General features: G+C 70.0%; 28 protein-coding genes. 12 read left to right on the top strand and 16 right to left on the bottom strand.

The window, feature by feature from the left end; all coding sequences use genetic code 11:
• Positions 1 to 81: 81 nt before the first annotated feature.
• The 5 genes from BLT28_RS30445 to BLT28_RS30425 all read right to left on the bottom strand — a co-directional run bounded on the left by BLT28_RS30445 (position 82) and on the right by BLT28_RS30425 (position 5,977).
• Positions 82 to 1,515: an MBOAT family O-acyltransferase gene (locus BLT28_RS30445; protein ID WP_030428285.1), complete on the bottom strand. Its 1,434-nt coding sequence runs from the start codon at positions 1,513 to 1,515 to the stop codon at positions 82 to 84.
• Positions 1,516 to 1,606: 91 nt separating this feature from the next.
• The gene (rlmB, locus tag BLT28_RS30440; protein ID WP_030428284.1) at positions 1,607 to 2,563 is read right to left on the bottom strand and encodes a 23S rRNA (guanosine(2251)-2'-O)-methyltransferase RlmB; all 957 of its coding nucleotides are present in this window, start codon (positions 2,561 to 2,563) and stop codon (positions 1,607 to 1,609) included.
• Positions 2,563 to 3,954 carry a cysteine--tRNA ligase gene (gene cysS / locus BLT28_RS30435; RefSeq protein ID WP_030428283.1) on the bottom strand — a complete coding sequence of 464 codons (1,392 nt, stop codon included), beginning with the start codon at positions 3,952 to 3,954 and terminating at the stop codon, positions 2,563 to 2,565. The genes rlmB and cysS overlap by 1 nt, the downstream gene beginning before the upstream one ends.
• 33 nt (positions 3,955 to 3,987) lie before the next feature.
• The gene (locus BLT28_RS30430; protein ID WP_030428282.1) at positions 3,988 to 4,644 is read right to left on the bottom strand and encodes an HAD family hydrolase; all 657 of its coding nucleotides are present in this window, start codon (positions 4,642 to 4,644) and stop codon (positions 3,988 to 3,990) included.
• A gap of 10 nt (positions 4,645 to 4,654) precedes the next feature.
• Positions 4,655 to 5,977 carry an MFS transporter gene (locus tag BLT28_RS30425; protein WP_043810630.1) on the bottom strand — a complete coding sequence of 441 codons (1,323 nt, stop codon included), beginning with the start codon at positions 5,975 to 5,977 and terminating at the stop codon, positions 4,655 to 4,657.
• Between the two features lie 215 nt (positions 5,978 to 6,192).
• Between BLT28_RS30425 and BLT28_RS30420 the strand changes: the two genes are divergently transcribed.
• Entirely contained in the window at positions 6,193 to 6,444 is a 252-nt protein-coding gene (locus BLT28_RS30420) for a hypothetical protein (protein WP_030428280.1), read from the top strand.
• A gap of 211 nt (positions 6,445 to 6,655) precedes the next feature.
• On the opposite strand, the gene ispF is transcribed toward BLT28_RS30420, so the two are convergent.
• From ispF to BLT28_RS30405, 3 genes are read right to left on the bottom strand one after another with little or no spacing between them, the layout of a single operon-like run.
• Positions 6,656 to 7,141, bottom strand: coding sequence for a 2-C-methyl-D-erythritol 2,4-cyclodiphosphate synthase (gene ispF, locus BLT28_RS30415; RefSeq protein ID WP_030428279.1), 486 nt, complete (start codon positions 7,139 to 7,141; stop codon positions 6,656 to 6,658).
• Complete coding sequence (gene ispD / locus BLT28_RS30410; RefSeq protein ID WP_030428278.1) at positions 7,138 to 7,836, bottom strand: 2-C-methyl-D-erythritol 4-phosphate cytidylyltransferase; 699 nt, start codon at positions 7,834 to 7,836, stop codon at positions 7,138 to 7,140. Before ispD ends, ispF begins: the two co-directional genes overlap by 4 nt.
• A gap of 24 nt (positions 7,837 to 7,860) precedes the next feature.
• Positions 7,861 to 8,349: a CarD family transcriptional regulator gene (locus BLT28_RS30405; protein ID WP_030428277.1), complete on the bottom strand. Its 489-nt coding sequence runs from the start codon at positions 8,347 to 8,349 to the stop codon at positions 7,861 to 7,863.
• Positions 8,350 to 8,700: 351 nt separating this feature from the next.
• Between BLT28_RS30405 and BLT28_RS30400 the strand changes: the two genes are divergently transcribed.
• Positions 8,701 to 9,486, top strand: a complete 786-nt coding sequence (locus BLT28_RS30400) for a hypothetical protein (protein WP_156050654.1) — start codon at positions 8,701 to 8,703, stop codon at positions 9,484 to 9,486.
• 111 nt (positions 9,487 to 9,597) lie between these two features.
• Positions 9,598 to 10,986, top strand: a complete 1,389-nt coding sequence (radA, locus tag BLT28_RS30395) for a DNA repair protein RadA (protein ID WP_030428275.1) — start codon at positions 9,598 to 9,600, stop codon at positions 10,984 to 10,986.
• A gap of 6 nt (positions 10,987 to 10,992) precedes the next feature.
• Here radA and BLT28_RS30390 read toward each other — a convergent pair whose 3' ends face one another.
• The 3 genes from BLT28_RS30390 to BLT28_RS30380 are packed head-to-tail and all read right to left on the bottom strand — an operon-like array spanning position 10,993 to position 13,626.
• Positions 10,993 to 12,018, bottom strand: coding sequence for a S1 family peptidase (locus BLT28_RS30390; protein WP_030428274.1), 1,026 nt, complete (start codon positions 12,016 to 12,018; stop codon positions 10,993 to 10,995).
• A 52-nt stretch (positions 12,019 to 12,070) separates the two neighbouring features.
• On the bottom strand, positions 12,071 to 13,063 hold the full coding sequence (locus BLT28_RS30385) for a hypothetical protein (RefSeq protein WP_030428273.1): 993 nt from the start codon (positions 13,061 to 13,063) through the stop codon (positions 12,071 to 12,073).
• Entirely contained in the window at positions 13,060 to 13,626 is a 567-nt protein-coding gene (locus tag BLT28_RS30380; protein ID WP_197683914.1) for an RNA polymerase sigma factor, read from the bottom strand. Before BLT28_RS30380 ends, BLT28_RS30385 begins: the two co-directional genes overlap by 4 nt.
• 88 nt (positions 13,627 to 13,714) lie before the next feature.
• Between BLT28_RS30380 and disA the strand changes: the two genes are divergently transcribed.
• Entirely contained in the window at positions 13,715 to 14,797 is a 1,083-nt protein-coding gene (disA, locus tag BLT28_RS30375) for a DNA integrity scanning diadenylate cyclase DisA (RefSeq protein ID WP_197683913.1), read from the top strand.
• Positions 14,798 to 14,957: 160 nt separating this feature from the next.
• Here disA and BLT28_RS40525 read toward each other — a convergent pair whose 3' ends face one another.
• Positions 14,958 to 15,677 carry a hypothetical protein gene (locus BLT28_RS40525; RefSeq protein ID WP_030428270.1) on the bottom strand — a complete coding sequence of 240 codons (720 nt, stop codon included), beginning with the start codon at positions 15,675 to 15,677 and terminating at the stop codon, positions 14,958 to 14,960.
• A 167-nt stretch (positions 15,678 to 15,844) separates the two neighbouring features.
• Here BLT28_RS40525 and BLT28_RS30360 point away from each other — a divergent pair, with 167 nt between their 5' ends.
• On the top strand, positions 15,845 to 16,336 hold the full coding sequence (locus BLT28_RS30360) for a beta-class carbonic anhydrase (RefSeq protein WP_030428269.1): 492 nt from the start codon (positions 15,845 to 15,847) through the stop codon (positions 16,334 to 16,336).
• Here the strand turns inward: BLT28_RS30360 and BLT28_RS30355 are convergent.
• The gene (locus tag BLT28_RS30355) at positions 16,333 to 17,730 is read right to left on the bottom strand and encodes a short-chain fatty acid transporter (RefSeq protein WP_030428268.1); all 1,398 of its coding nucleotides are present in this window, start codon (positions 17,728 to 17,730) and stop codon (positions 16,333 to 16,335) included. The genes BLT28_RS30360 and BLT28_RS30355 overlap by 4 nt on opposite strands.
• A 53-nt stretch (positions 17,731 to 17,783) precedes the next feature.
• Between BLT28_RS30355 and BLT28_RS30350 the strand changes: the two genes are divergently transcribed.
• Both BLT28_RS30350 and BLT28_RS30345 read left to right on the top strand, forming a co-directional pair.
• A complete protein-coding gene (locus BLT28_RS30350; RefSeq protein ID WP_197683912.1) occupies positions 17,784 to 18,677 on the top strand; it encodes an HhH-GPD family protein in 894 nt (297 codons plus the stop codon).
• Positions 18,670 to 19,176: a 2'-5' RNA ligase family protein gene (locus tag BLT28_RS30345; protein WP_030428266.1), complete on the top strand. Its 507-nt coding sequence runs from the start codon at positions 18,670 to 18,672 to the stop codon at positions 19,174 to 19,176. Before BLT28_RS30350 ends, BLT28_RS30345 begins: the two co-directional genes overlap by 8 nt.
• Here BLT28_RS30345 and BLT28_RS30340 read toward each other — a convergent pair.
• Positions 19,173 to 19,991: an alpha/beta fold hydrolase gene (locus tag BLT28_RS30340; protein WP_231950483.1), complete on the bottom strand. Its 819-nt coding sequence runs from the start codon at positions 19,989 to 19,991 to the stop codon at positions 19,173 to 19,175. The two genes, BLT28_RS30345 and BLT28_RS30340, sit on opposite strands and share 4 nt — an antisense overlap.
• A gap of 39 nt (positions 19,992 to 20,030) precedes the next feature.
• Between BLT28_RS30340 and BLT28_RS30335 the strand changes: the two genes are divergently transcribed.
• The 5 genes from BLT28_RS30335 to BLT28_RS30315 all read left to right on the top strand — a co-directional run bounded on the left by BLT28_RS30335 (position 20,031) and on the right by BLT28_RS30315 (position 23,194).
• Positions 20,031 to 20,342 carry an antibiotic biosynthesis monooxygenase family protein gene (locus tag BLT28_RS30335; protein ID WP_030428264.1) on the top strand — a complete coding sequence of 104 codons (312 nt, stop codon included), beginning with the start codon at positions 20,031 to 20,033 and terminating at the stop codon, positions 20,340 to 20,342.
• A gap of 11 nt (positions 20,343 to 20,353) precedes the next feature.
• Positions 20,354 to 21,196 carry an SIR2 family NAD-dependent protein deacylase gene (locus BLT28_RS30330; protein ID WP_030428263.1) on the top strand — a complete coding sequence of 281 codons (843 nt, stop codon included), beginning with the start codon at positions 20,354 to 20,356 and terminating at the stop codon, positions 21,194 to 21,196.
• 220 nt (positions 21,197 to 21,416) lie between these two features.
• Positions 21,417 to 21,944: a hypothetical protein gene (locus BLT28_RS30325; RefSeq protein WP_030428262.1), complete on the top strand. Its 528-nt coding sequence runs from the start codon at positions 21,417 to 21,419 to the stop codon at positions 21,942 to 21,944.
• 145 nt (positions 21,945 to 22,089) lie between these two features.
• Positions 22,090 to 22,467: a hypothetical protein gene (locus BLT28_RS30320; RefSeq protein ID WP_030428261.1), complete on the top strand. Its 378-nt coding sequence runs from the start codon at positions 22,090 to 22,092 to the stop codon at positions 22,465 to 22,467.
• A gap of 349 nt (positions 22,468 to 22,816) precedes the next feature.
• On the top strand, positions 22,817 to 23,194 hold the full coding sequence (locus tag BLT28_RS30315) for a hypothetical protein (protein ID WP_030428260.1): 378 nt from the start codon (positions 22,817 to 22,819) through the stop codon (positions 23,192 to 23,194).
• Between the two features lie 7 nt (positions 23,195 to 23,201).
• Here the strand turns inward: BLT28_RS30315 and BLT28_RS30310 are convergent, their stop codons facing one another.
• Both BLT28_RS30310 and BLT28_RS30305 read right to left on the bottom strand, forming a co-directional pair.
• Positions 23,202 to 24,227 (bottom strand): endonuclease/exonuclease/phosphatase family protein, encoded by a 1,026-nt coding sequence (locus tag BLT28_RS30310; protein WP_052407025.1) that lies wholly within the window; start codon positions 24,225 to 24,227, stop codon positions 23,202 to 23,204.
• Positions 24,228 to 24,313: 86 nt separating this feature from the next.
• Positions 24,314 to 26,842, bottom strand: a complete 2,529-nt coding sequence (locus tag BLT28_RS30305; protein WP_030428258.1) for an ATP-dependent Clp protease ATP-binding subunit — start codon at positions 26,840 to 26,842, stop codon at positions 24,314 to 24,316.
• Positions 26,843 to 26,985 lie beyond the last annotated feature (143 nt).

Here is a 26,985-nt window from a genome sequence, read left to right as displayed (position 1 = left end):
CTCCTTCCGCCGGAAGGATCTCTTCTCCGACCAGAGCGCGCACGAAGCGTATGACAAGCGAAATACGCGCGGCGTCCGGCGCTAGAACTGGTAGTAGAGGAACGGTGAGAAGGTGCCGGTGGCGACGAGGATGGCGGAGTAGGCGAGCCCGGCGGTCATCACGCCGATCCGCAGCGACGAGGCCAGCCCGCCGCGGACGGACTCCAGGTACGGCCCGGTCACCGGCCCGGCGGGCAGGAAGAACACCGACAGCGCGACGAGCAGGATCAGGGTCCGCTGGTTGGTCAGCGCGGACTCGACGAGGTCGGTGACACCGGTGAGGTCGGGCACCAGCATGTGCCCGATGAGGGAGAGGGCCGACCCCAGGTCGGCGGACTTGAAGAACACCCAGCCGAACACCACCAGCAGCAGCGTCAGCGCGCGCCGCGCCACCCTGGGCCAGCCGGGGCGAGGAGCGGAGTCCCACCGCCGCCACCGCTCGATCACCAGCAACAGCCCGTGGAACAGCCCCCACACCAGGAACGTCCAGTTCGGACCGTGCCAGAAACCGGTGAGCACGAACACGATGGTCAGGTTGCGGTAGGTCTTGGCGACGCCGTGCCGGTTGCCGCCGAGCGGGATGTAGACGTAGTCCCGGAACCACCGCGACAGCGACATGTGCCAGCGCCGCCAGAACTCCGTGACGGTCACCGAGGAGTACGGCCGCGCGAAGTTCTCCGGCAGCCGGAACCCGAGCATCCGCCCGAGCCCGATGGCCATGTCGGAGTAGCCGGAGAAGTCGAAGTACAGCTGCAGCGTGTAGCCGATCGCGCCGAGCCAGGCGATGGCGAAGGTCATCTGCCCCGGCGGGGTCTTGAAGCACGCGTCGACCAGGGGCGCCAGCGAGTCGGCGACGACGACCTTCTTGGTCAGCCCCAGCGCGAAGCGGGGGAAGCCCGCGGCGATGTCGTCGACGCGGTGCGTGCGGACCTGCGGCAGCTGGTCGGCGATCTCCCGGTAGCGCACGATCGGTCCCGCGACGAGCTGCGGGAACATCGCGATGTAGGTGACGAAGGAGACGGGGTTGCGCAGGGCGGGCCGTTCACCGCGGTAGATGTCCACCACGTAGGAGATGTGGTGGAAGGTGTAGAACGAGATGCCGATCGGCAGCACGAGCTGCACCACCGGCAGGTCGAGCCCGATCAGCCCGGCCAGCGCGGCGGCCTGCTGCGTCGCGAAGCCCGCGTACTTCCACACGACCAGCACGGCGACGTCGAAGCTGATCACGCCGATCAGCAGGCCGCGCCGCCGCCGCGGGTTCAGGTCCCACTCGTCGGGTTCGAGCGAGGGCCCCACGACGTAGTTGACGACGATGCACGCGAGCAGCAGCAGGGTGGTCCCGCCCGCCCCGCTGGCGTAGAACACCAGGCTCGCGACCGCGACGACGCCGTTGCGCCAGCGGCCGGGCAGCAGCAGGATCGCGCCGAGCACGAGCGGCATGAAGTACCACAGGAACAACGGGCTCGCGAAAGACACCCAGCCCTCCCCCCGTGGTACGTACCCGATGCGGCATTCGTCGCGCTGAACGTAACGAATGCCGCATCGGGTACGCGAAACGACCCGTCGGTCAGACGCGACCGGCGGCGCGACGGCGGCGGGCGATCTCCGCGAGGACGACGCCCGTGGCCACCGAGGCGTTCAGCGACTCCACGCCCGCCGCCATCGGGATGCCGACCGTCTGGTCGCAGTACTCCTTGGCCAGCCGCGACAGGCCGCGGCCCTCCGAGCCGACCACGAGCACCATCGGCGAGGTCGCCATGTCGAGCTCGTCCACGGTCACGGTGGCGTCCGCGTCGAGGCCGACGATCATCAGCCCCTGCTTGGCCCAGTCCTTGAGCGTGCGGTTGAGGTTGACAGCCACCGCGACCGGCAGCTTCGCCGCAGTGCCCGCGCTGGTCCGCCAGGCCACGGCCGTCATGCCCGCGCTGCGGCGCTGCGGCACCACGACGCCGTGCGCGCCGAAGGCCGCCGCGGACCGGATGACCGCGCCGAGGTTGCGCGGGTCGGTCACCCCGTCCAGCGCGACGATCAGCGGCGCGTCACCCGAGTCCACCGCGAGCGACAGCAGGTCGTCGGGGTGGGTGTAGGAGAACGGCGGCACCTGGAGCGCGAGGCCCTGGTGCATGGCGTTGTTGGTCAGCCGGTCGATCTCGCTCTTGGAGACCTCCAGCACGGAGATGCCCCGGTCCGCGGCGAGCCGGACCGCCTCGGCGACCCGCTCGTCGGTCTCGATGCCCAGCGCCACGTACAGCGCTGTGGACGGCACGCCGGCGCGCAGGCACTCCACCACCGGGTTGCGGCCTGCGACGTGCTCGGGGCCGGTCTCCTTCTTCTTCCGCGCGGCCTGGGCCTTCGCCGCCGTGGCGGCGCGCTTGGCCGCGGGGTGGTTGGGCCGGTTCGCCGCGGACGGCGTCGGTCCCTTGCCCTCGAGCCCCTTGCGCCGCTGGCCGCCGGAGCCGACGACGGCGCCCTTCTTGGTACCGGGCTTGCGCATGGCGCCCTTGCGCCGGGAATTGCCTGCCATCAGCAGTCCTTCAATGTCCACTTCGGACCGTCGGGGGTGTCCTCGACGGCGACGCCGACGGCGATCAGGCGGTCCCGGATCGCGTCCGCTGCTGCGAAATCCTTGTTCTTGCGGGCGTTCTTGCGCTGTTCCAGCATCTCCTCGACCAGCGCGCCGAGCACCTTCTGCGCCCCTGTGTCCACAGTGGACTTACCGCTCCAGGAGCAGTCGAGCGGGTCCAGCCCGAGCACGCCCATCATGGCGCGCACCGAGCCCGCCGCGGCCAGCACGCCGTCCCGGTCCCCCGAGTCCAGCGCCGCGTTGCCCTCGCGCACCACGGTGTGCACGGCGGCGACCGCGGCCGGGGTCGCGAGGTCCTCGTTCATCGCGTTGACGAACTCGTCGGACAGCGCGCCCGGCTCGGGCGTGCCGACCCGCTCGATCACGCGGCGCAGGAACGACTCGATCCGCCGGTACCCCAGCACGGCGTCGTTGAGCGCGTCCTCGGAGTACTCGATGTTGGAGCGGTAGTGCGGGGTCACCAGGTAGTAGCGCAACTCGGCGGCGCGCACGCGCTCCAGCATCGCCGGGATGGACACCGTGTTGCCGAGCGACTTGGACATCTTCTCGCCGCTCATGGTGACCCAGGCGTTGTGCATCCAGTACCTGGCGAAGCCGTCACCGGCCGCCCTCGACTGCGCCTGCTCGTTCTCGTGGTGCGGGAAGACCAGGTCCAGCCCGCCACCGTGGATGTCGAACTCCGCACCCAGGTAGGCGCCTGCCATCGCCGAGCACTCCAGGTGCCAGCCGGGACGGCCCCGCCCCCACGGCGTCGGCCACGAGGGCTCGCCGGGCTTGGCGCTCTTCCACAGCGTGAAGTCGCGGGCGTCCCGCTTGCCCTCCATCGCGGTCTCGCCCTGCTGGACCTCGTCGGGCCGCTGCCCGGACAGGGCCCCGTACTCGGGGAAGGACGCCACCGAGAAGTAGACGTCACCCCCGGCCGCGTAGGCGTGACCGGAGTCGATCAACCGCTGCATCAGCTCGACCATCTGCGTCACGTGGCCGGTCGCCCGCGGTTCCACGGAGGCGGGCAGGCAGCCGAGCGCGTCGTAGGCGGAGATGAACTCGCGCTCGTGCGTAGCGGCCCACTCCCACCACGGACGGCCCGCTTTGGCCGCCTTGGAGAGGATCTTGTCGTCGATGTCGGTGACGTTGCGCACGAACGTGACGTCGTTGCCCAGGTGCGTCAACCACCGTCTCAGCACGTCGAAGTTGAGACCGCTGCGCACGTGCCCGATGTGCGGAACCCCCTGGACGGTGGCCCCACACAGGTAGATCGACACGGCTCCGCTGCGTAGCGGAGAGAACTCCCGCACACTCCTGGTTCCGGTGTCATATATGCGCAGACTCACCCGTCGATGGTACGGCGCTGCGCTGTCGAGCCTTTACCGCATCACTCCACGCGCTTTCAAGGCCTCGATCAGCGCGCGCGGCCGCTGGTCGGTCGGCAGCGGCTCGACGATCTCCACGGCACTGCCGAGCGCGGCCGCGCCCCCGTCGGCCTCCTCGCTGTCGCCCACCATGAGCACGTGCTCCGGCGGCACCCCGAGCCGTTCGCAGGCGATGCGGAACAGCTCGGGGTCGGGCTTGAGCAGGCCCTCCTTGTAGGACATCACCACGTCGTCGACGAGGTCGAGCAGGCCGTGGTGCGCGAAGACGGTCCTGATGTCCCATCCGATGTTGCTGAGCACCGCGACGGGGACCTCGGCCGCCCGCAGCAGGCGCAGCGCCTCGGCGGTGTCCGGGAACGGCTTCCACGACGCGGGTTCGAGCAGCCGGTCGTAGACGGTGTCCGCCTTCGCGTGGTCACCGACGCCCGCGCGCACCAGCATCTCCACGTGCACGCGGCGGTGGGTCAACTCGTCGAGGTCCCGCCGTTCGAAGTCCTCCGGCACGTCGGCGTCCGCGGTCACCGGAGCCGTCATCCTGCGCATCAGCTCCGACGCGGCCGCGTCGTCCATGATCCCGTCGAGCCAGCCGCTTTCGACCTCCAGCCGGAACAGCGTGCCGGAGAAGTCGAACAGCACCCCGCGAATGGTCACGCCGGCCACGCTAGTCGTCCTCGCGCTTGACCATCCGCAAGCTCGTGTTCTTGGTCTCCGGCAACACGATCGCGCACACGGCGCTCAGCGCGGCCACGGCCGCCAGGTACCACCCGACCGCCGAGATGCCGTAGCTCGCGGCGAGTTCGGTCCCGATCAGCGGCGCGAACCCACCGCCGACGACCCCGCCGATCGTGTAGGCGAACGAGGCCGCCGTGTACCGGTAGCGCACCTCGAACAGCTCCGGCAGGAAGGACCCGATCGGCCCGTAGCAGAGCCCCATGGCGCCGAGCATCAGCGCCAGCGCGATCCCGACGAGCTCCGGCGAACCCGTGGAGACCAGCAGGGACAGCGACAGCCCGACCGCGGCGGCGAACACGCAGCCGAAGATCAGCACGGCCCTGCGGCCGAACTTGTCCGAGGCCCACCCCGACAGCGTGGTGCCGATGATCATCGCCCAGATCGTCACGATCTGGAGGACCAGCATGGTGTCGCGCGGGATCTCCAGCGTGACGGTGCCGTAGGAGAGCATGAACGTGGTCGCGAGGTAGAACAGCACGTAGCTGATCACCATCGTGCCCGCGCCGAGCAGCAGCCGTCCGGGGGCGGCGGTGAACATGTCGATGACCGGCATCGAGCTGCGCTCGCGCTTGCGCAGCACCTCGGCGAAGGCGGGCGTCTCGACCAGCTTGATCCGGACCGCCAGCCCGAGGATCACCAGCACCGCCGACGCCAGGAACGGCACCCGCCAGCCCCAGCTGATGAAGTCCGCCTCGTCCATCGTCGCGGACAGCAGCAGGAAGGACCCGGCCGCGCCGAAGTAGCCGACGCCGGGGCCGAACTGCGGGAAGATTCCGTACCACCCGCGCTTGGAGTCGGGGGCGTTCTCCGCGGCGAGCAGGACGGCCCCGCCCCACTCACCGCCGAGCCCGATGCCCTGGATGAAGCGCAGCAGCACCAGCAGGATCGGCGCGGCGACGCCGATCGTGTCGTAGCCGGGCAGCAGCCCGATGGCCACGGTGGCGAAGCCCATGGTCAGCAGGGAGGCTACGAGCATGGACTTGCGTCCGACCCGGTCGCCGAAGTGGCCGAACAGCAGCGAGCCGACCGGCCGGGCGATGAAGGCGACGGCGAAGGTCGAGAACGCCGCGAGCTGCCCGGCCAGCGGTGACAGGTTGGGGAAGAAGGCACCGTTGAGCACCAGGGCCGCGGCCGTCCCGTAGATGTAGAAGTCGTAGAACTCGATGGACGTGCCCATGAAGCTCGCCATCGCGATCGTCCCGATGCGCGGCTGCGGCGGCGCCACGCCGCCGATCGACCTTGTGTCCGTCATCGCGTTCTCCTCGTCCCCGGACCACGCAAGGTGCCCGAAAGTACACCGCCGGTAGCGAGGCGGATGCGGAAGTCCCAGCTTGCGGGCGGTTGACGGAAATTTAAGGTAACAAAATTTTATTCAGGGCTTTAGTCGGGGACGCGCGGAGAGGACCTTCTACATCAACCACTGCGAGACGCACGACACATGCTCGACGATCGCAAAGGAGGCCGACGATGTTGCTTCTGGTTTCACTGCTCCTCGGCCTCGTGTTGCTTTCGTTGCTCGCCTGGGAAGCGGTCCGGTCGTCCGAAAAACTGCATTTTGCACGCGCTCGCCGGCAGGCCCGCCGGGCGACCCGTGAGATCCGTGCCCGCCGGGCCCCTTCGGCGTTGGAGCACTGCGATCGCGTGGTCGCTCGCGGCTGTGAGCTGGCGATTCGGCCGATGACCGTGCTGGCGCGCACCGCGCCTTCCGAATTTGGCTGACGCCGGGTGGTGGCTTGGGACCCGCCCGGCGTCAGCCCCTTCACTTTTCAACACAATGCGGCCCGATTAGGCGTTATGGAGTAGTCCGGTTTACGACCGGCTTCCCGGAAATGCATTTTGCAGGCCGCCGGGATCTCGGATCGGCAAACACCTGGGACACATTCACGGCATGAGGCCGGCGCTTTCGTCTTTTGGCCGGCGCGGCGCGCATCTAGGCGGGCACCAGCAGCGCGGTGGCCACGGCGGCGACACCTTCACCCCTGCCGGTCAGCCCGAGACCATCGGTCGTGGTCCCGGAGACCGCGACCTCACCGCCGGCCGCCGCGGACAGCGCCCGCTGAGCCTCGTCCCTGCGCTTGCCGATGCGCGGCGCGTTGCCGATCACCTGCACGACCGCGTTGCCGAGCCGCCAGCCGCGCTCCTCGACCCGCCTGCGCACCTCGGCGAGCAGGTCAGCGCCGTGCGCACCGGACCACCGCGGGTCGCCGGTGCCGAACACCGCGCCGAGGTCGCCGAGGCCGATCGCGGAGAGCATGGCGTCGCAGAGCGCGTGCGCGGCCACGTCGCCATCGGAGTGCCCGGCGCAGCCGTCCGCCTCCGGCCACAACAACCCGGCCATCCAGCAGTCCCTGCCGGGCTCGACGGGGTGCACGTCGGTGCCCACGCCGACGCGCGGCCAGTTCTGCTGCTGCGTCATGCGAGTCCTCGGTGGGTGAGCAGGGCCGTGGCGACGGCGAGGTCGAACGGGGTGGTGATCTTCATAGCATCGGTGTGCCCCGGCACGGTCAGCACGGGTTCGCCCAGCCGCTCGACCAGCCCGGCGTCGTCGGTCGCCCCCAGCGCGGCCGCTGCGGCGGCCCGGTGCGCGCGGACCAGGACCCCGCGCTCGAAGCCCTGCGGGGTCTGCACGGCGCGCAGCGAGGCGCGGTCCACCGTGGCGAGCACCCGCCCCTCGGCGTCGACCTGCTTGACCGTGTCGGCCAGCGGGAGCACCGGGATGACGGCGGGAGCCCCGGCCCGCACCGCGTCGACGACCGAGCGGATCATGGCGGGCGGGGTGAAGGCGCGAGCGGCGTCGTGCACGAGGACCACCTCGGTGTCCGGCACCGCCGCCAACGCGGCCTGGAGGGCGAGCCACACCGACTCCGTGCGCTCGGCACCCCCCGGAACGACGGTGACCGCCGCACCGAGCGAACTCAGTGCGGCGGTCACGACATCACATTGGGTAGGTGGCGCGGCGACGACCACGTGCTGCACACAGCCCGACGCCCACAGTCCACGCACCGCGTGCACCAGCAGCGGCTCGCCGTCGAGCTCGACGAGCGCCTTCGGCACCGCGGCACCGAGCCGTTCACCGCGCCCCGCTGCGGGCACGAGCGCGACAACGCTCACGGCGGACGGCTGTTCAGGCGTGGGTCAGGAGGCGGTGGCGAGGACTTCGTCGAGGAGAACCTCGGCCTTGTCCTCGTCGGTGCCTTCGGCCAACGCCAACTCGCTCACCAGTATCTGACGAGCCTTGGCAAGCATGCGCTTCTCACCAGCGGACAGGCCGCGGTCCTTCTCCCGCCGCCAGAGATCGCGCACCACTTCGGCAACCTTGTTCACATCGCCGGAGGCGAGCTTCTCCAGGTTTGCCTTGTACCGCCGAGACCAGTTGGTCGGCTCCTCGGTGTGGGGAGCACGCAGCACCTCGAAGACCCGGTTCAGGCCCTCCTGACCGACGACGTCCCGGACCCCGACGATCTCGGCGTTGTCCGCGGGAACGCGCACGGTCAGATCGCCCTGAGCGACCTTCAGCACGAGGTACTTCTTTTCCTCGCCCTTGATCGTTCGGGTCTCGATCGCTTCGATGAGAGCGGCACCGTGGTGCGGGTAGACGACGGTCTCTCCGACCTTAAAAACCATGTGTCCTCTGCCCCTTTCGCTGACACCATCCTAACACGTCCACCGTTGCCGCATCGGCCGCCGGGCGCTGGGTAACCGCAGGTCAGCGCCCAGGGGAGGGGTTGACAAACCCGCGCGGGGCGTGCCATGGGCAACCGTTTGGGGGAAACCGCGGCGACGACATCCGGCGGAGTGCCGCGCCGATTGCCGCGCGGGGCAACGAAACCGTGCGGGTGCTCACAACCGGGTTGGCCGCGAACCCCGCGCACCGTCGAGCTAGGCTTCGCGCTGCCAGATCGCCAGCTGGTCGGCACGGCCGACCACCGGCAGTCGATCACCGACATGATCATCGACATGGAGGATCGGAGCACCGTGAGCCGCGCAGAGCAGGCCGTCAGCATGGTCGCCCCGGCCGGGAGCCCGAGGACGTCGCGCCTCCGGATGGTCCCGGCCGCCGTCGGGCTCGGGGTCGCGTTGGTCGTCGCCGGGTGCAGCGCCGGGCAGTACACCCAGACCGACCAGCAGGTGGCCGCCGTCAACGGCGCCTTCGGCCAGACCAAGGACGGCGCGATCGCGCTGCGCGAGGCCGAGCTCGCCTTCCCCGCCGAGAAGTACTACACGGCGGGCTCCGACGCCCCGCTGAAGGTGACGATCGTCAACCAGGGCACCAAGGCGGACAAGCTGGTCAAGGTCTCCGCCGCGGGCGCGGGTGAGGTGAGGATCAGCGGCAGCACCGACCTGCCCGCGGGCTTCACGCTCACCGGCAAGGTCCTGGAGCGCGGCAGCGCCCCGAAGTCCTCGGCGCCGGGCAGCACCACCGGTGCCCCCTCGTCGACCACCGCGGGCGCGGGCGCGACGACGACCCCGAGCGGCGGCGTGTCGGCCTCCACGCCGAACAACACCCCGGTCCGCCCGACCACCTCGGGTGGCGGGGCGAGCTCCGTCAGCACGGTGGAGCTGGTCATCACCGCGCTGGGCAAGGACCTCCGCCCCGGGCAGACCGTCCCGGTGACCTTCACCTTCCAGAACGCCGGCCAGGTCACCCTCCAGGTGCCGATCGCCAACAACTCCGAGCCCCGCCCGCCCGCCACCGGCGGCGCCGGCCACGGCGGTGGCGAGCAGCACGGCGAGACCAAGCCCGCGGGCGACGGTCACTGACCGGCCTCGCACGTCCGCTCCGGGCGGCGTTCACCCCACGTGGTGAGCGCCGCCCGGCGTGTTTCCCGGCCCGGCGCGGGGTTGTCGGTGGGTGGCCCTAGCGTTGCCGTCGTGGCGAGAACCCGAGCGATCTACCGCTGCGCCGACTGCGGGCACGAGGTGGCCAAGTGGGTCGGCCGGTGCCCCGAGTGCCAGGCGTGGGGAACCATTGCCGAGGCCGCGGCGGCCCGGCCCGCACTGGCCAAGGTGGCCGCGGGCGCGCCGTCCGCGCCCGCGATGCCCATCGCCAGGGTCGACGTGGAGTCGGCGCGCGCCCGCCCCTCCGGGGTCGGCGAGCTGGACCGGGTGCTCGGCGGCGGGCTGGTCCCCGGCGCGGTGATCCTGCTGGCCGGGGAGCCCGGCGTCGGCAAGTCCACCCTGCTGCTGGAGGTCACGCATCGCTGGGCGGCGGGCTCCGGCAGCCCGGCGCTGTACGTGACCGGCGAGGAGTCGGCGGGCCAGGTGCGGCTGCGGGCCGAGCGCACCGGCGCCCTGCACGACCAGCTCTACCTGGCCGCGGAGAGCGACCTCGGCGCGCTGCTCGCGCACGTCGACGCGGTGAAGCCCGGCCTGCTGATCGTGGACTCGGTGCAGACCATGGCGACGGCGACCGCGGAGGGCTCGGCGGGCGGCGTGACCCAGGTCCGCGCCGTCGCCACGGCGCTGGTCGCGCTCGCCAAGGAACGCGGCCTGCCGGTGGTCCTGGTCGGGCACGTCACCAAGGACGGTTCGGTCGCCGGACCGCGCGTGCTGGAGCACCTGGTCGACGTCGTGCTCCAGTTCGAGGGCGACCGGCACTCGACGCTGCGGCTGCTGCGCGGCGTGAAGAACCGCTTCGGCCCCTCCGACGAGGTCGGCTGCTTCGAGCTGGTCGAGGAGGGCATCCTCGGCGTGCCCGACCCGTCCGGCCTGTTCCTGAACAAGCGGGAGGTCGAGGTCGCGGGCACGGCGGTGACCGTCGTCGTGGAGGGCAAGCGGCCGTTGCTGGCCGAGGTGCAGTCCCTGGTGGCCTCCTCGTCCATGCCGACGCCGAGGCGCGCCGTGAGCGGTCTGGACTCGGCACGGGTGGCGATGGTGCTCGCGGTGCTGGAGCGCCGGGGCAAGGTGAAGCTGGGCAACGCCGACGTCTACGCGGCGACCGTCGGCGGCATGAAGGTCAACGAGCCCGCCGCGGACCTGGCGCTCGCGCTGGCCGTGGCCTCGGCGGCCAGGGACGTCGCGGTCCCGCCGGACATGGTGGCGATCGGCGAGGTCGGCCTGGCAGGCGAGGTTCGGCGGGTCGCGGGCACCGGCAGGCGGCTGACCGAGGCGATGCGGCTGGGCTTCACCAGGGCACTTGTGCCGCCGGACTCCGGTCCGATGCCGTCCGGGATGCGGGTCAGCGTGGTCGAGGACGTCAAGGCCGCCCTCCGCATCCTCCGCAAGGAGGGCAAGCCCCTCCGCGACCAGAACGACGACTAGCGCGCTTCAGCGCTCGGCGGGATCGCGGAAGGCCGCGACGCCGTTGCCGTTGTCGTCGCGGACGGCGGTCGGGTCGGCGGCCAGCTCGTCGACGTCCGGCTTGCCGTCGCGGTCCTGGTCGCCCGTGGTGGTCAGGACGAACAGCGTCCCGGGGAAGTCCGGCAGCACGTCGTGCACCAGGCTCTCCGCGACGGCGGAGTCCTCCCCACCGGAGTCGGCGCGGCACCGCCCGCCCGGGCCCTCGGTACCGCCCTGGAGGATTCCGACGGCGAGCGTGCCGGAGAGCACCGGAGCGCCGCTGTCACCGACACCGGAGCACGCCGTGTGCGCGAACGCCTCGATCCGCCGCCCGGTGGTGCCCGAGACCGCGTGCACCCGTTGCTTGCGGACACGCCCGCACGTCCATCCCGTGGTGCGGCCGGACTTGCACACCGGCATGCCCTCCACCGGCGCCGCGACGCCGTCCACCGGCACCCGCCCACCGCGCTGGTCGATCACTTCGGCGGCCGGGCGCAGCCACGGGTTGGTCAGGCGCACGGTGGCGTAGTCGTCGCCGCTGCCCCCGGAACGGAGGTCGTCGAAGCGGACGGTGTCGAAGCGGCCGACGACACCACCCCGCTCCAGTACCGCGTTCTCCGCGTCGGTCAGCGCCGCGCAATGGCCCGCCGTCACCGGAGTGGAGCGCCCCAGGTCGTCGACGGCGAGGAAGCCGAGCGTGCACAGGCCGACCTGCCCACGCGCGGCGGTGGTGAGCCGCACGCCCATGCCGCCCGCGACTCCCCGGCTGGGCAGCAGCGCACGGAGCGGGCGCTCCAGCGGCGACTCCGCGCGCCCCGAGGCCCGCCACGCCTGCTCCAGGTAGGTCGGCGCGTCGATGCCCAGGTCCCGGCGCACCGCGTCGATGAGATCAGCGGGGAGTTCCTTGGCCTGCAAGGAGAACAGCGTGTCCACAGTGGACGGAGAAGCGACTGCCGTGCCGAGCGGGCAGAGCGCGAGGGCACAGACAACCGCCGCGAGGCGTCGACCGGACATGCGCGCTCCGAACCCACTCGACCACAAGGGGTGACCACGATAGCCGGAGGGCTCAGCCGCCCGGCCGCTCGCCCACCCCGTTCACGATCCCGGTGTCGTACCGGGTCTCCTCGATGATCTCCCCCTGCACGCGGGCGCGGAGGCCGTCCAGGATCTTCGGCGAAGGCTCCACGACGACCGAGCGCGTACCGAGCAGCCTGCCGTCCTCGGTGCTGATGACCAGTTCATCGCGGATGCCGCCGTACCGGATCGCCAGCGAGACGCCTGATCCGCCGCCGCGAACCGCGGCGCCGTCGGTGACCTCGATACCCGGAACGCGACCGAGCACCTGGAACAGCGGGCCACGCAGGTCGGCGGGGACCATGCTCCCCGCGAGCAAGGACTTGACGTACTGGAAAGCGACTCGGTGCGCGGCCTCCGATCCCTTGGCGCGCTCGGCGAACTGGGTGTAGAGCAGTCGCGGATCACGCGGTAGCTCAGCCACGAAGTGTTCCCGCACGGCTTCCGTCTCCCCGAGGGAGAGCGTGGGGAACACGTTGCCGTAGCCGTGGAGGAGTTCGCCGTTGTCCCTGCGCGCGGCCCATTCCGCGTGGCGGTCCGCGGGAACCCACCACTCGGTGAGCGTCACGGTCTCCCCGACGAACCTCCGCTCGGCGAAGTAGCGGAACTGGTTCGGCCGCTGCTGCTCGTCCGCGACCCGCGCGGCCAGCTCCCCGGCCCGGTTCAGCGGATCGGACGGCATCTCCGACGGCAGGACCACTGCCGGAGTCGCAGCGGGCTGGGCGATGTCGTCGGAGTTCCAGTAGGCGACACCCGCGCCACCGACGACCACGACAGCAGCGGCCGCGGCGGCGATCAGCAACGCCGCCCTGCGGGACTGCTTCGGCGGCTCGTTCCCGGACACTCGGTGAACCCTCGGAAGTTCTCGGCCTCTCGTGGCGGCGAGCAGCCGCGCGCGGCCGCTCCTGAACGCTTCCTCGCTCATCTCCCCGACGTCGTCGCGGATCGGCCGCAGCACGTCGCGAAGCCGGTCGTGGTCGGTCATGGCTTTCCCCCTCTCCGGAGCAGGCGGCCGCGCGCCCTGTGCAGACGGGTTCGCACTGTGGTGACGCGGAGATCGAGCACTCTGGCGATCTCGGTCGGGCTCAGGTCGGCCCAGGCGGTCAGCAGCAGCACGTCGCGCTCCTCCGGCCGGAGCCCGGCCAGCGCCTCGGCGTAACGGCCGACGTCGTGCGCGGCGTCGACCGCGGCCGCCGCACGCGAGTCCGGCGCCTCGACGTCGAGCCCCCGCCCCAGTTCCCTCGCCCAGGCCCTCAGCTTGCGCACCTCGGTGCGCTCGTGCATCCGGGCGAGGTTGGTGGCGATCCCGAACAGCCACGCTCGGGCACCGGCTCGGCTCGGGTCGTAGTCGGCACGCCGTTCCCACATGACCAGGAAGGCTTCGGCCACCAGGTCGTCCGCGAGGTCCTGGCCGACCCGGCGGGCCAGATAGCGGTGGAGCGACCGGGAGTGCGCGTCGTAGAGGGCCAGGACGGCCGCGTCGCCATCCGGCCCGCACAGGTCCGGCGGCTCCTCCGGTCCCGGTTCCAGCACGATCTCAGTCTGCACACTGCTTGTTTGCCGCAGCGGCCGCGGGCGTTCCCGCGAATGCGGCGTGAAACCGGTTTTCGCAGGTGAAGCGACGTACTATCGGGTCGTGGTGAGCGAACGGGGGCAGTCCGAGCTGGTGCGCGCGACGCTCGCGCGCCTGGCACCGGGCACGCCGCTGCGGGACGGGCTGGAGCGCGTCCTGCGGGGGCGGACCGGCGGCCTGATCGTGCTCGGCCACGACGAGGTGGTGGAGGCGCTCTGCGACGGCGGGTTCGAGCTGGACGTGGAGTTCAGCTCCACCCGGCTCCGCGAACTGTCCAAAATGGACGGAGCGCTGGTGCTGTCGACCGACGCGAAGCGGATCGTCCGGGCCAACGTGCAGCTGGTGCCGGACGCGACCATCCCGACGGAGGAGTCCGGCACCCGGCACCGCACCGCCGAGCGCACCGCGATCCAGACCGGCCACCCGGTGATCTCGGTCAGCCAGTCGATGAGCATCATCAGCGTCTACGCCGACGGCGGGCGGCACGTGCTGACCGACTCCGCGACGATCATGTCCCTGGCCAACCAGGCCCTGGCGACGCTGGAGCGCTACCGGGCCCGGCTGGACGAGGTGACCAAGGCCCTGTCCGCACTGGAGACCGAGGACTTCGTCCTGCTCAGGGATGCCATGACGGTGGTGCAGCGGCTGGAGATGGTCGAGCGCATCGCCAACGAGATCACCGGGCACGTGGTCGAACTGGGCGTGGACGGGCGGCTGATCGAGCTGCAGCTGGACGAGCTGCTCGGCGGGGTCGAACTGGACCGCGAGCTGGTGCTGCGGGACTACGCCGTCGAGAACCTCACCCCGGCGGAGCTGGCCGAGGTCTCCGTGGCGCTGAGCGAACTGGACAGCACGGAGCTGCTGGACCTGTGCACCATCGCGTGCGTCTTCGGCTACCCGGCCGACGTGAACGCGCTCGAAACTCAGCTGCGGCCGCGTGGATACCGCCTGCTGGCAAGGGTTCCGCGGCTGCCCGTCCCGGTGCAGCACCGGCTGGTCGAGCACTTCGGCTCGTTGCAGGCGCTGCTGTCGGCGACCGTGAGCGACCTCCAGGAGGTCGAGGGCGTCGGCGAGACGAGGGCCCGCGTGGTGCGCGAGAGCCTGTCCCGGCTGGCCGAGACCTCGATCATCGAACGCTACGGCTAGGGCGTGTTTCACAGGTCTCGTTCGATGAGAGCCGGTATCGGGGTCGTTCTTGGCAAGACGGCGGGAAGATCGCGTACCGGTGTTGTACGTGGGCTTCCGGCGACGCAGCCAGGGGCGCGCTCGGCCCGGCTATCGCGAACACGGACCTGTGAAACACTCCCTAGGTCAGACGCAGTGGGGTCGGTTGTCCTTGCAGGGCACCGAGTTTGGGCACCACCAGGTAGTCACCGGCCTGCACCGTGGTGCGCTTGCCCGCACATCCGGGCGCCGAGGTCCGGCCCGCCCATGCCACCTTGAACATCTGGCTCTCCCCCGGCTGCAGCAACCGGGAGTTCGGCGAGGTCGAGGCGTAGCAGTCGTTGCTGGACCAGAGCCGGGTGCCGCCGTCGACGCTGGTCACGACGATCTCGCGGAGCCCGGCGTCGAGGTCGCGGTAGCAGGCGAGGGGCCCGGCGTTGGCGACGACGAGCCGCAGTTCGGGGCGCTGGCCGACGCGGTACTCCGGCTGCCCGACCTCTGCCGTCAGCTTCATCGCCTGGTCGGCGCATGGGCCGGGCGGAGGGGGCGGCGGTGGAGGTGGGGGCGGCGGCGGAGCGGGCTCCGTGCTGCCGCTCGGCGGTGGCCCCGAGGTGGGCGTCGCCGAGCCGGACACCGACGGGCTCGGTGGTGGCTGCTCGGTGGAGGACGTGGGCGACGGCGAGGGCTTTGCCGCCTCCGCGCCCTGGTTGGCCGCGGCGCGCACGGCAGGGTCCTCGCCCCCGCCCGCCACCGCGCTCACACCCCAGACGCCGGCGAGGAGGACGCCAACGCCGACCGCAATAGCCACCACGCGTCGGCGCCAGTACACCGACTCGGGGAGGGGACCCACCGGCTGCAACACGGCCTGACGGTAACTCCGGGGTCCCGGACAGTGGTGGAGGTCACCGTAACCCGTACGGGTCGTGTCGCACCCGCGTGATATTCGACCAGGAACGGTTGTCAGCCCGTTCACCCCGGGTTCTCATGGTCGTGACCACGAACCGGGACCGAGCGACAGGAGGCTGCGCCATGACCGCGATCAGCGAGCTGCTGGCCAGGCACGCCAAGACCAGGGACCTCGGGCACCCGGAGATCCAGACCCCGGTGCCCAGCCTGGGGGTCACGATCGTGACCTGCATGGACGCCCGGATCAAGGTGTTCGACGTCTTCGGGCTCAAGCACGGCGAGGCGCACATCCTGCGCAACGCGGGCGGCGTCGTCACCGAGGACGTGATCCGCTCGTTGACGATCAGCCAGCGCCTGCTCGGCACGCGCGAGGTGATCGTCGTGCAGCACACCAACTGCGGTCTCTCGCAGATCACCGACGACGACTTCAAGACCTTGGTCGAGGAGGACACCGGCCTGCGCCCGACGTGGGCGGTGGAAGCCTTCCGCGAGGTGAAGGACAGCGTGCGGGTGTCGGTGGAACGGGTGCGGCGGAGCGCTTTCCTGCCGAGCACCGACAACGTGCGCGGCTTCGTCTACGACGTGGCGACCGGCCTGCTGGACGAGGTCGTCTAGGGCACGAAGAGCGTCACCAGCACGAGCACCGCGGGGAAGCACACGAGGAACATCGCGAACGTGTAGCCCATGATGTCCCGCGCCTTCAGGCCGAGGATGGCCAGCGTGGGCAGCATCCAGAAGGGCTGCAAGAGGTTCGCGCTGGCCTCACCGAGGTCGTAGACCACCACCATCCACCCCTGGTGCACGCCGAGCTGGTTGGCCGCGTCGATCACGTAGGGCGCCTCGATCACCCACTTGCTGCCGCCGCTGGGCACGAACACGCCGAGCACGCACGAGTAGACCGCGATCAGGGCCGGGTAGAAGAAGGCGTTGGACACCCCGACCAACCAGCTCGCGATCGTCGAGGACAGCCCGGTGTAGGCGATCATGCCGAAGATCCCGCCGTACAACGGGAACTGCAGCAGCACCCCGGACGCGGCGGGGGCACCGTCGCGCACGGCCTTGACCAGCCTGCGCGGGCGCCAGTGCAGGATCAGCGCCACCAGCAGCAGGATCAGGTTGACGGTGTTGAGGTCCAGCGCGTTGAGCGGGTTCCCCGGTGCCGCGGCGAAGTAGCGCACGAGGTACCACAGGCCGAGAGCGAAGATCGCGATGGAGAACAGGGGGCTGTTCTCGAGCCAGTCGCCGGGGCGTCCGGCTTCGGCGTCATCGGGTTCACCGACGATCGGGCGCAGCTCGATTCCCAGGTCCTCGGCGGTCTTCACGCGGTTGCCGGTGGGCGCGATGAACCACGCGAACACCACCGCCACCACGGCGACGATCAGGGTGGACACCACGCCCTGCCACAGGAAGATGGTCTCGGTGAGCGGGATCAGCCCGTCACCGCGCCCCGCCCTGATCACCTCCTGGACGGCCTTCGGGCTGGACTCGGCGCTGGCCACCTGGAGCGCCGCCGAGCCGGAAAGCCCTTGCGCCCACACGGTTCCCAGGCCCAGGAAGGCCATTGCCCCGATCGCCCGGTAGTCGACCCCGCGCAGCACCCTGGCGATCTCCCTGGCCAGGATCGCCGTGAAGATCAACGAGAAGGCCCAGTTGAGGTACGCCGTCGCCATCGAGACGGCGGCGGTGAACGCCACGGCCGCGCGCGGGTTCCTCGGCACGGTGGCCAGCCGGGTGATCAGCTTCGCCATCGGCCGCGCCGTCGCCACCGCGTACCCGCCGATGATGATCATCGCCATCTGCAGGGTGAAGGTGACCAGGCTCCAGACGCCCTTGCCCCAGGAGTCGACCATGGCGGTGATCCGCTCGCCGCTGAGCAGCCCGGCCGCGAAGACCACGAAGGTGCCGATCAGCACGAAGCCGAACGCGTCCGGCAACCAGCGTTCGGTGAACGCGGTGAACCGCGAGGCGATCCGTGCCAGCGGGTTGTCCCGTTCCGTCGCGCGAGCCATTGGACCTCCCTGTCCGCCAGGTGCGGAACTGTAACTGGCAGGATCGGGCCGCGATGAGCGTGAGACTGGAACCAGAGGTGCTGGTCGACTGGTTCGACCGGGTGGCCCGCGACCTGCCGTGGCGGCGCCCCGACTGCGACGCCTGGGGCGTGCTGGTCAGCGAGATCATGCTGCAGCAGACCCCGGTCAACCGGGTCCAGCCGATCTGGCTGGAGTGGATGGAGCGCTGGCCCAAACCGTCCGCGCTGGCCGCGGCGAGCCAGGGCGACGTGGTCCGCGCGTGGGGCAAGCTCGGCTACCCCCGCCGGGCGCTGCGACTGCACGCGGCGGCGACCGCGATCGCCGCGGAGCACGGCGACGTTGTACCGTCCAATGTGGACACTCTGCTGGCGCTGCCGGGCATCGGCGAGTACACAGCCCGTGCCGTCGCCGCTTTCGCGTACGGGCAAAGGTGTCCCGTGGTGGACACCAATGTCCGTCGGGTCGTCGCCCGCGCGGTGCACGGCGCCGGTGACGCGGGACCGCCGTCGACCAAACGCGATCTGGCGGACGTGGAAGCGTTGCTGCCCAAGGAAGACGCCTTTGCTGCGCGGTACTCGGCCGCGCTGATGGAACTCGGTGCGATCGTCTGTGTGGCACGTACTCCGCGCTGCGCCGACTGCCCGGTCTATGACAGCTGCGCCTGGCAGGAGGCGGGTCGTCCGGCCTACGCGGGTCCGGCGAAGGCCGTGCAGAAGTTCGCGGGCACCGATCGTCAGGTCCGCGGACGCCTCCTGGACGTGCTGCGCGACGCGCCCGGCCCGGTCACCCGTGCCCAGCTCGACGCCGCCTGGTCCGAGGCGGGCCAACGGGACCGCTGCCTGGACTCCCTGCTGGTGGACGGCCTCATCGAGCAGACCGCCGGTGGGCTGTTCTCCTTGCCGGGCGACGGGGGCGACCATGGCTGACGTGCTGCGCGTCTTCTTCGACGGCGAAGCGGAAGTCGCCGTGCGAGGACTGTGGCGCAAGCTCGCCAAAGCCGGGCTCCCCGCTCCGGCCGACAAACGACCGCAGCTGACGCTCGCGGCGGCGAGCGCGATCCCGCAGAAGACGCGGGACGAACTGCGTTCCGAGCTGGAAATGCTCGCCATGCCGTCGTTGTGGCTGCGCACGCTCGGCACGTTCACGTCGACGGAGAGCGTGCTCATGCTCGGCGCGGTGGTGGACGGCGAACTGCTCGCGGTGCACTCCGCCGTGCACGACGTGTTGGCAGGCAAGGTGAAGAACCCCTCGGCGTACTACCTGCCCGGTTCGTGGCTACCGCATTGCGTTCTCGCACAAGGATGTTCGGACGCGGAGATCGTCACCGGCTTCACCGCGCTGCACCCGGTCGAGCCCATCCGCGCCGACGTCGCCGAGGTCGGGATCGTGGACACCCGCACCGGCGCGGTGGACGTGCTGCTCTAGCTCGACAGGAAGGCCTCGACCGCCCCGCGGTAGGCGTCGGGCCGGTCGCGGTGGATCACGTGGCCCGCGCCTTCGATCCGCACGTAGCGGCCGTCCGGGGCGCGCTCGGCCAGCTCGCGGATCTGCCCCGGCGGCATCGAGGTGTGTTCGGCCTCGATCGCCAGCAGCGGGCAGGCCACCTTCTCGACGGAGTCCCAGTACGCGCGGCGCCCCCACTCCGCCGCGATCACGTAGAGGTCCTCCAGGTCGGCCATGAGGTGGTAGCCGTCCTCGCGCTCCGTCACGCACTCCGTGAAGTAGTCGCCGACAGGTCCGCCGAAGAACGAGCGCACGTGGTCCAGCGATTCGAAGGGCACCGGCCACGAGTCGAAGTAGCCGCGCCAGGCGTCGACCGTCTTGCCGCGCTGGTCAGGCGCCATGTCCTCGACCACGACCGCGCGGACCAGGTCCGGGTGGTGCGCGGCCAGCTCCCACGCGTGCAGCCCGCCCATCGAGTGCCCGATCACCACGGCGGGCCCGAGCTCGGTGAGCAGCTCCGCCGCGTCCGCCACGAAGTCCTCGGTGCTGACGCTCGACCCCGCAAGCGGGTCTTCGGCGCTGACGCTCGACCCCGCAAGCGGGTCTTCGGCGCTGACGCTGGTGAATCCCCTGTGCGGACTGTGCCCGTGGCCGCGCTGGTCGAGGCCGTGGACCCGGCCGTAGCGCTTGAGCCACTGCGCCACCGGCCACCACGTCCGGGCCCGGCCCATCAGGCCGTGCAGCAGCAGGATCGGCTGCCCCGAGCCGCCGAAGTCGACCACATCGCGACGTTCCACACGTCGAGGTTAACCACGCGGTGTGACTACGCTGGGGTCATGGCCGTTGTGAAGATCAACGCGATCGAGGTCCCCGAGGGCGCGGGCCCCGAGCTGGAGAAGCGCTTCGCCGCACGGCTGGGCGCGGTGGACAGCTCCCCCGGCTTCCTGGGCTTCGAGCTGCTGCGCCCGGTGGCCGGCGAGAGCCGTTACTTCATCGTCACGCACTGGGAGACCGACGAGGACTTCCGCAACTGGATGGGCGGCTCCGCGAAGGAGGCGCACGCGGGCGAGCGCGCGAAGCCTGTCGCGTCCGGGTCCAGCCTGCTGGAGTTCGAGGTGGTCCTGGGCTCCAAGCCCAAGAATGACTGAAGCTCCGGAGCATGACTGAAGCTCTGGAGCGCGCCGCCGCCCTGCTCGCCGAGGCCGAAGCGTTGTTGATCTGCGCAGGCGCGGGCATGGGCGTGGACAGCAGCCTGCCCGACTTCCGCGGTGACGAGGGCTTCTGGCGCGCCTACCCGCCTTACGCCCGGCTCGGCCTGCGCTTCGAGGAGCTGGCCGATCCGGTGCACTTCGCCGCCGATCCCGAGCTCGCGTGGGGCTTCTACGGGCACCGGCTGAAGCTCTACCGCGAGACGGTCCCGCACGCGGGCTTCGAGATCCTGCGGCGGTGGGGTTCCGCGCTGCCCGGCGGCGTGCGCGTCTTCACGTCCAATGTGGACGGTCAGTTCCAGCGCGCGGGCTTCACCGAGGACCAGATCGCCGAGTGCCACGGCTCGATCCACCACCTGCAGTGCGTGTTCCCGTGCTCGCGGCGGATCAGCCCGGCCGACGGGATCGAGGTGGAGGTCGATCCGGAGACCATGCGCGCGGTGCCGCCGCTGCCGGAGTGTCCGGACTGCGGCGAGCTGGAGCGGCCCAACATCCTGATGTTCGGCGACTCCACCTGGGTGCCCGATCGCAGCCAGGCGCAGCTCGACGCGCTGAACGCCTGGCGCCGGGGGCTGCACGGCGAACGGCTCGTCGTCGTCGAACTCGGCGCCGGCCAGGCCGTGCCCACGGTGCGGCGCTACGCGGAACTGGCGAGCGCGGCCTCACAGGCGCTGATCCGGATCAACCCGCGCGAGCCCGAGGTCCGGCACGGCCGTGGCATCTCGATCCCGATGCCGGCACTCGCCGCGCTCACCGAAATCGACGCGCTCCGCTCACCGCTTCACAATTGCTGAACACGCGGTATTCGCGAGCACCCGAAATCTGAGCGCTTTTCATTGCCCGTTCCGCGGGAAAAGATCAGGTCACGCGCGCGACAACGAGCGCAAGACCTTCTCTGAGCTGTGCAGGTGCGAGCAAAAGAATTTACGAGAGGCTGTCGGGTTCGCATTCACGTTGACTAGCGTTCGCGGCACCGGATGAGTCGTAGATCACTCCCCCTGCTGGAGCCGCCTCGTGAAGCTTCGCCGCACCGCCCTCACCCTGTCCATGACCGTCGCCGCCATTGCCGTCCCGGCCGCTGCCGGAATCGGCGCACAAGCGCTCGCGGCCTGCTCCACGACGCAGGAGTACTTCTACGTCGAGAAGGGCCACCTGGTCGACATCGGCACGAATGTCCGCAGCGACTGGCTGACCGGACCGGGCCGGATCACCTACACGGAGACGGTGACCGCGGAGTCCAACATGTCCTACACCAACGACATGAACATCACGGCCGAAGCGGTGATCGCGAACATCAGCACCACCTACGGCAAGAGCGTCGGCAAGTCCAAGTCGACCTCCAAGTCCTGGTCGTACGGCGCCGACGTGCCCGCAGGCAAGACCAGGTACCTCCAGCAGTTCTACGAGCACTGGCGCGTCCAGGTCGTGAAGTGGAAGTACACGAACAAGAACTGCAAGACCCACAAGATCATCAAGAAGAAGACGGCGACTTTCCCGCTGAAGAACGGCCACTACCTCTGGGAGCTGGTCGGCGGCAAGTAGATCGCCCTAGCACGGGAAGGGGGTGTTCGCACCCCTTTCTCGTTCTTGCCAATCTCAATTCGCCCATCACGCGCTTCCGTTGTGCGCCGGCCCCTTCCGCTCCTAGCGTGCCGCCTCGCAAGCAGGCACCGAGCAGGGAGATCTCATGCGCAAGCAGGCGACGGTTCTGGGACTGACGACGGCCTTGGCGGCCATCGCCCTGGCGACTCCGGCAACCGCATCCGCCGCCGCGGGTTTCGAGGGTTGCGACACCTACACCAATGGCACCGTCTGCGCCCGGGTGAATGCGACCAGCGTCGAAGTGCGGTACCAGAAGACCGGCGGCAGCACGGCGAACACGACCTTCGGCTACCGCTACGGGAACCTGTACTACACGGGACCGACCGTCTCCATCGCCGTGGGCAAGACGGTCACCAAGAAGATGCCGCTCACCAGGAAGCCGGGGACGATTCTCCAGGGCATCGTCGCCTCCGCGGGAACCGAAATCTCGCACGGCCTGAAGACGATGTACATCCGAACCTGATGCACGGGAAGTGAGCACTCCGTCACGGCGGCGATCCGAATTCGGGTCGCCGCCGTGGCACAGGCCACTGGAGGACGCCGGAAATCGACGAACTACCTGATGCCCGCGAGTTCGTCCCCCGGCGAAGAGAACCCCGAACGCCCTGCTCAGCGCGCTCACCGGACAGGCGCACGACACCACCGACCACTTCGAAGCCCTTGAGCCCGGCGAACGCCTTCACATTCGCCCTGACCCGAAGCAAAGCGACGGAACAGCGCGCCCCAACTCTCAAACGTCTTATACCTCGACGCCTTCGACTTTCCGGATATCGTCGTTATCAGTTAGTGATCCACGACGTAGGAGAGCATTCATGCGCAAGCAGGCAACCGTTCTGGGCCTGGCGGCCGTCATCGCCGGTGCGACCTTCCTGGCTCCGGGCACCGCCCTCGCTTCCACGCAGAACTGCCAGACCCACAGCAACGGCAAGGTCTGCGCGCACAAGACCGGCAACAACATCGAGATCACCTACTCCAAGACCGGCGGCGGCGAGGTCTGGGTGAAGCTCGGCTACCGGCAGGGCACCGCTTACAAGTTCGACAACACCTACATGCCCGTGCGTTCCGGCCAGAGCCGCACGGTGAAGCTGCCGTTCAGCGCCGTCAGGAACACCTGCGTCCAGGGCGCGGTGCTGCCGGAGGGCTCCGCCGTGGCGAACGCGCTGAAGTCCAAGAGCTTCGCCTGCTCCTGATCCCGGATCAGCCGCGGACGAGTTTGACCTCGGCGATGACGGCGTGGTGATCCGTCCCGGGCACCACCGCCGTGCCGAAGGACTCGACCACGAAGTTCTGGTTGTCCACCAGGACGTGGTCGAGCGCGACGAAGGCGGGCACGTACCGCCTGTCGGTGGGCCAGGTCGGGGTCAGTCCCGCCCCGACCTGCTCCGCCGCGTCGAGGTAGCCCTGGTTGAGCAGGCCGCGGAAGGCCGAGTGGTCCAGCGACGCGTTGAAGTCCCCGGCCAGGATTCTGGGCACCCTGGAGCCGTCCGGGCTCGGCAGCCCGGCGAGGTCCCGCAACCACGGCTCCGTTCCCCTCGGCCCGACGGGGTACCACGGGTGCACCGAGACGACCTCCACGTCCGGCCCGGCAGGCAGGTCGATGACGGCCGCGGGGTGCTCCGCCGTCGTCGGTCGCGTGACCACCTTCTCCCGCAACGGGAACCGTGACGCCAGTCCACCGCCGACCGCACCCGGCCGCGGCTTGAACACCCGGTAGGGCAGCACCTGGGCGAGCCCCGCCGCGTCGAGCGCCTGCTCCGCGCCGGGGGTCAGTTCCTGGATGCTCAGCAGGTCCACCGCGCGGTCGCGCACCAGGCTCACCACGGTCGCGGCGTCCCCGTGGTCCATCGAGATGTTGACGCTGAGCACCCGAAGCAGCGGGCCGGAGCTGTTGGGGCGCGCGACCGCCGCGGTGCGCGGCGCGACGACGGTGACGAGCAGAACCGTCAGCAGCAACGAGACCAGCCCGACGATCCACCTGCGGGTGAAGAGCAGGATCGCGGTGAGCACGGCGCCCAGCGGCAACGCGTAGGGCGTCAGCGACACCGCCGCCACGAGCACCCAGTGACTGCCGTCCAGGCCGAGCAGCCGGGCGAGGCACAGCACGAAGTACGGCGCCGCCACCAGCCACAGCAGGAACCCGACGACGGCGCCGCCCCGGGTGCTCCGCGTCCGCTCCACCGGTCGTTCGACCGGGTAAGCGGGGTAGGTGGTCTGCTGGCGCACACCTCCAGGGTGCCCGAAAACGCCGAGGGGACGGGTGCGTTCGCCGCACCCGTCCCCTCGGTTGTCGATGTTGTTATCGAGCGGTACTACTCCGCGTCGCCTTCGGCCACGACGTCGACCGGCGGCGCGTCCGGAACCGTCACCCCGCGGGACTCACCGCGGAAGACGAACCGGGCACGGTCGTCCGAGCCCTCGCCGTCCCACTCCTCGACGTCGCCGAGGATGATCTGGCCGGGGGCCAGCTCGCCGAACAGGATCTTCTCCGACAGCTGGTCCTCGATCTCGCGCTGGATGGTCCTGCGCAGCGGCCGGGCACCGAGCACCGGGTCGAACCCGCGCTTGGCCAGCAGCTTCTTGGCCAGCGGGGTGAGCTCCAGCGCCATGTCCTTGTTGCGGAGCTGGGTCTCGACCCGGTTGATCATCAGATCCACCATCTGGATGATCTCGTCCTGGGTGAGCTGGTGGAAGACGATGATGTCGTCGATCCGGTTCAGGAACTCCGGGCGGAAGTGCTTCTTCAGCTCGTCGTGGACCTTCTGCTTCATCCGCTCGTAGTTCGAGCCGTCGGTGTTGCTGCTGGCGAAGCCGAGCCCGACGGCCTTGGAGATGTCCTGCGTGCCCAGGTTCGAGGTGAAGATGATCACGGTGTTCTTGAAGTCCACCGTGCGGCCCTGACCGTCGGTCAGGCGGCCGTCCTCCAGCACCTGGAGCAGCGTGTTGTACACCTCCTGGTGCGCCTTCTCGATCTCGTCGAAGAGCACGACGGAGAACGGCTTGCGGCGCACCTTCTCGGTGAGCTGCCCGCCCTCCTCGTACCCGACGTAGCCGGGAGGGGCACCGAACAGACGCGACGCGGTGTAGCGGTCGTGGAACTCACCCATGTCGATCTGGATGAGCGCGTCGTCGTCGCCGAACAGGAAGTTCGCCAGCGCCTTGGACAGCTCGGTCTTACCGACACCCGAGGGGCCGGCGAAGATGAACGAGCCGGACGGGCGCTTCGGGTCCTTCAGACCGGCGCGGGTGCGGCGGATCGCCTGGGAGACCGCCTTGACGGCCTCCTTCTGACCGATGATCCGCTTGTGCAGCTCGTCCTCCATGCGGAGCAGACGCGAGGTCTCCTCCTCGGTGAGCTTGAAGACGGGGATACCGGTCCAGTTGGCCAGCACCTCGGCGATCTGCTCGTCGTCGACCTCCGCGACGACGTCCAGGTCACCGGCCTTCCACTGCTTCTCCCGCTCCGACTTCTGGCCGAGCAGCTGCTTCTCGGAGTCGCGGAGCTTGGCGGCCCGCTCGAAGTCCTGCGCGTCGATCGCGGACTCCTTCTCCCTGCGCACGTCGGCGATCTTCTCGTCGAACTCGCGCAGGTCCGGCGGAGCCGTCATCCGCCTGATCCGCATCCGGGCACCGGCCTCGTCGATCAGGTCGATCGCCTTGTCCGGCAGGTAGCGGTCGTTGATGTACCGGTCGGCCAGGGTGGCGGCGGCCACCAGCGCCGAGTCGGTGATCGAGACGCGGTGGTGCGCCTCGTACCGGTCCCGCAGCCCCTTGAGGATCTCGATCGTGTGCTCCAGCGAGGGCTCGCCCACCTGGATCGGCTGGAAACGGCGCTCCAGCGCGGGGTCCTTCTCGACGTACTTGCGGTACTCGTCGAGGGTGGTCGCACCGATCGTCTGCAGCTCGCCGCGGGCCAGCATCGGCTTGAGGATGCTCGCCGCATCGATCGCGCCCTCGGCGGCGCCCGCGCCGACCAGGGTGTGGATCTCGTCGATGAACAGGATGATGTCGCCGCGGGTCTTGATCTCCTTGAGCACCTTCTTCAGGCGCTCCTCGAAGTCACCGCGGTAGCGCGAGCCGGCCACGAGGGAGCCGAGGTCAAGCGTGTAGAGCTGCTTGTCCTTCAGCGTCTCGGGCACCTCGCCCTTCACGATGCGCTGAGCGAGGCCCTCGACGACGGCGGTCTTGCCGACACCGGGCTCACCGATCAGCACGGGGTTGTTCTTGGTGCGGCGGGACAGCACCTGCATGACCCGCTCGATCTCCTTCTCGCGCCCGATGACCGGGTCGAGCTTGCCCTCGCGGGCGGAGGAGGTCAGGTTCCTGCCGAACTGGTCGAGGACCAGCGAGGAGGACGGGGTGCCCTCGCCGCGGCCGCCGCCGGACTCGGCGGGCTCCTTGCCCTGGTAGCCCGACAGCAGCTGGAGCACCTGCTGGCGGACGCGATTCAGGTCAGCACCAAGCTTGACCAGCACCTGCGCCGCGACGCCCTCGCCCTCACGGATCAGCCCGAGCAGGATGTGCTCGGTGCCGATGTAGTTGTGGCCGAGCTGCAGCGCCTCGCGCAGCGACAGTTCGAGCACCTTCTTCGCCCGAGGCGTGAAGGGGATGTGCCCACTGGGGGCCTGTTGTCCCTGGCCGATGATCTCCTCGACCTGCTGGCGTACCCCTTCGAGCGCGATACCCAGCGACTCCAACGCCTTGGCGGCGACACCCTCACCCTCGTGGATCAAGCCCAAGAGGATGTGCTCGGTGCCGATGTAGTTGTGGTTCAGCATCCTGGCCTCTTCCTGAGCCAGGACGACCACCCGCCTTGCGCGGTCGGTGAATCTTTCGAACATTCGCACTCCCTGCCGCACTTTGGGACCGGCACCGTATGACCACTGTAGTCGGCTGGTCCGTCGCGCCGGGTGGGCGGCACGACTCCGGTTGACCGGTCGCCCCCTCCCGACATCACGCTCAACGTGCCCTGACGCAGGCGGAT

Origin of the sequence: Allokutzneria albata (assembly GCF_900103775.1) — a bacterium.
Lineage (GTDB): Bacteria > Actinomycetota > Actinomycetes > Mycobacteriales > Pseudonocardiaceae > Allokutzneria > Allokutzneria albata.
Note: the sequence above shows the minus strand (reverse complement) of the source record. Positions and strands in the feature narration are given on the sequence as shown.

Coding starts and splice junctions, on each gene's coding strand:
- rlmB (WP_030428284.1), bottom strand. CDS start 2,563: ATGGCAGGCAATTCCCGGCGCAAGGGCGCCATGCGCAAGCCCGGTACC.
- BLT28_RS30425 (WP_043810630.1), bottom strand. CDS start 5,977: ATGACGGACACAAGGTCGATCGGCGGCGTGGCGCCGCCGCAGCCGCGC.
- BLT28_RS30420 (WP_030428280.1), top strand. CDS start 6,193: ATGTTGCTTCTGGTTTCACTGCTCCTCGGCCTCGTGTTGCTTTCGTTG.
- ispF (WP_030428279.1), bottom strand. CDS start 7,141: ATGACGCAGCAGCAGAACTGGCCGCGCGTCGGCGTGGGCACCGACGTG.
- BLT28_RS30405 (WP_030428277.1), bottom strand. CDS start 8,349: ATGGTTTTTAAGGTCGGAGAGACCGTCGTCTACCCGCACCACGGTGCC.
- BLT28_RS30390 (WP_030428274.1), bottom strand. CDS start 12,018: ATGTCCGGTCGACGCCTCGCGGCGGTTGTCTGTGCCCTCGCGCTCTGC.
- BLT28_RS30385 (WP_030428273.1), bottom strand. CDS start 13,063: ATGACCGACCACGACCGGCTTCGCGACGTGCTGCGGCCGATCCGCGAC.
- BLT28_RS30360 (WP_030428269.1), top strand. CDS start 15,845: ATGACCGCGATCAGCGAGCTGCTGGCCAGGCACGCCAAGACCAGGGAC.
- BLT28_RS30355 (WP_030428268.1), bottom strand. CDS start 17,730: ATGGCTCGCGCGACGGAACGGGACAACCCGCTGGCACGGATCGCCTCG.
- BLT28_RS30350 (WP_197683912.1), top strand. CDS start 17,784: ATGAGCGTGAGACTGGAACCAGAGGTGCTGGTCGACTGGTTCGACCGG.
- BLT28_RS30345 (WP_030428266.1), top strand. CDS start 18,670: ATGGCTGACGTGCTGCGCGTCTTCTTCGACGGCGAAGCGGAAGTCGCC.
- BLT28_RS30335 (WP_030428264.1), top strand. CDS start 20,031: ATGGCCGTTGTGAAGATCAACGCGATCGAGGTCCCCGAGGGCGCGGGC.
- BLT28_RS30330 (WP_030428263.1), top strand. CDS start 20,354: ATGACTGAAGCTCTGGAGCGCGCCGCCGCCCTGCTCGCCGAGGCCGAA.
- BLT28_RS30320 (WP_030428261.1), top strand. CDS start 22,090: ATGCGCAAGCAGGCGACGGTTCTGGGACTGACGACGGCCTTGGCGGCC.
- BLT28_RS30315 (WP_030428260.1), top strand. CDS start 22,817: ATGCGCAAGCAGGCAACCGTTCTGGGCCTGGCGGCCGTCATCGCCGGT.
- BLT28_RS30305 (WP_030428258.1), bottom strand. CDS start 26,842: ATGTTCGAAAGATTCACCGACCGCGCAAGGCGGGTGGTCGTCCTGGCT.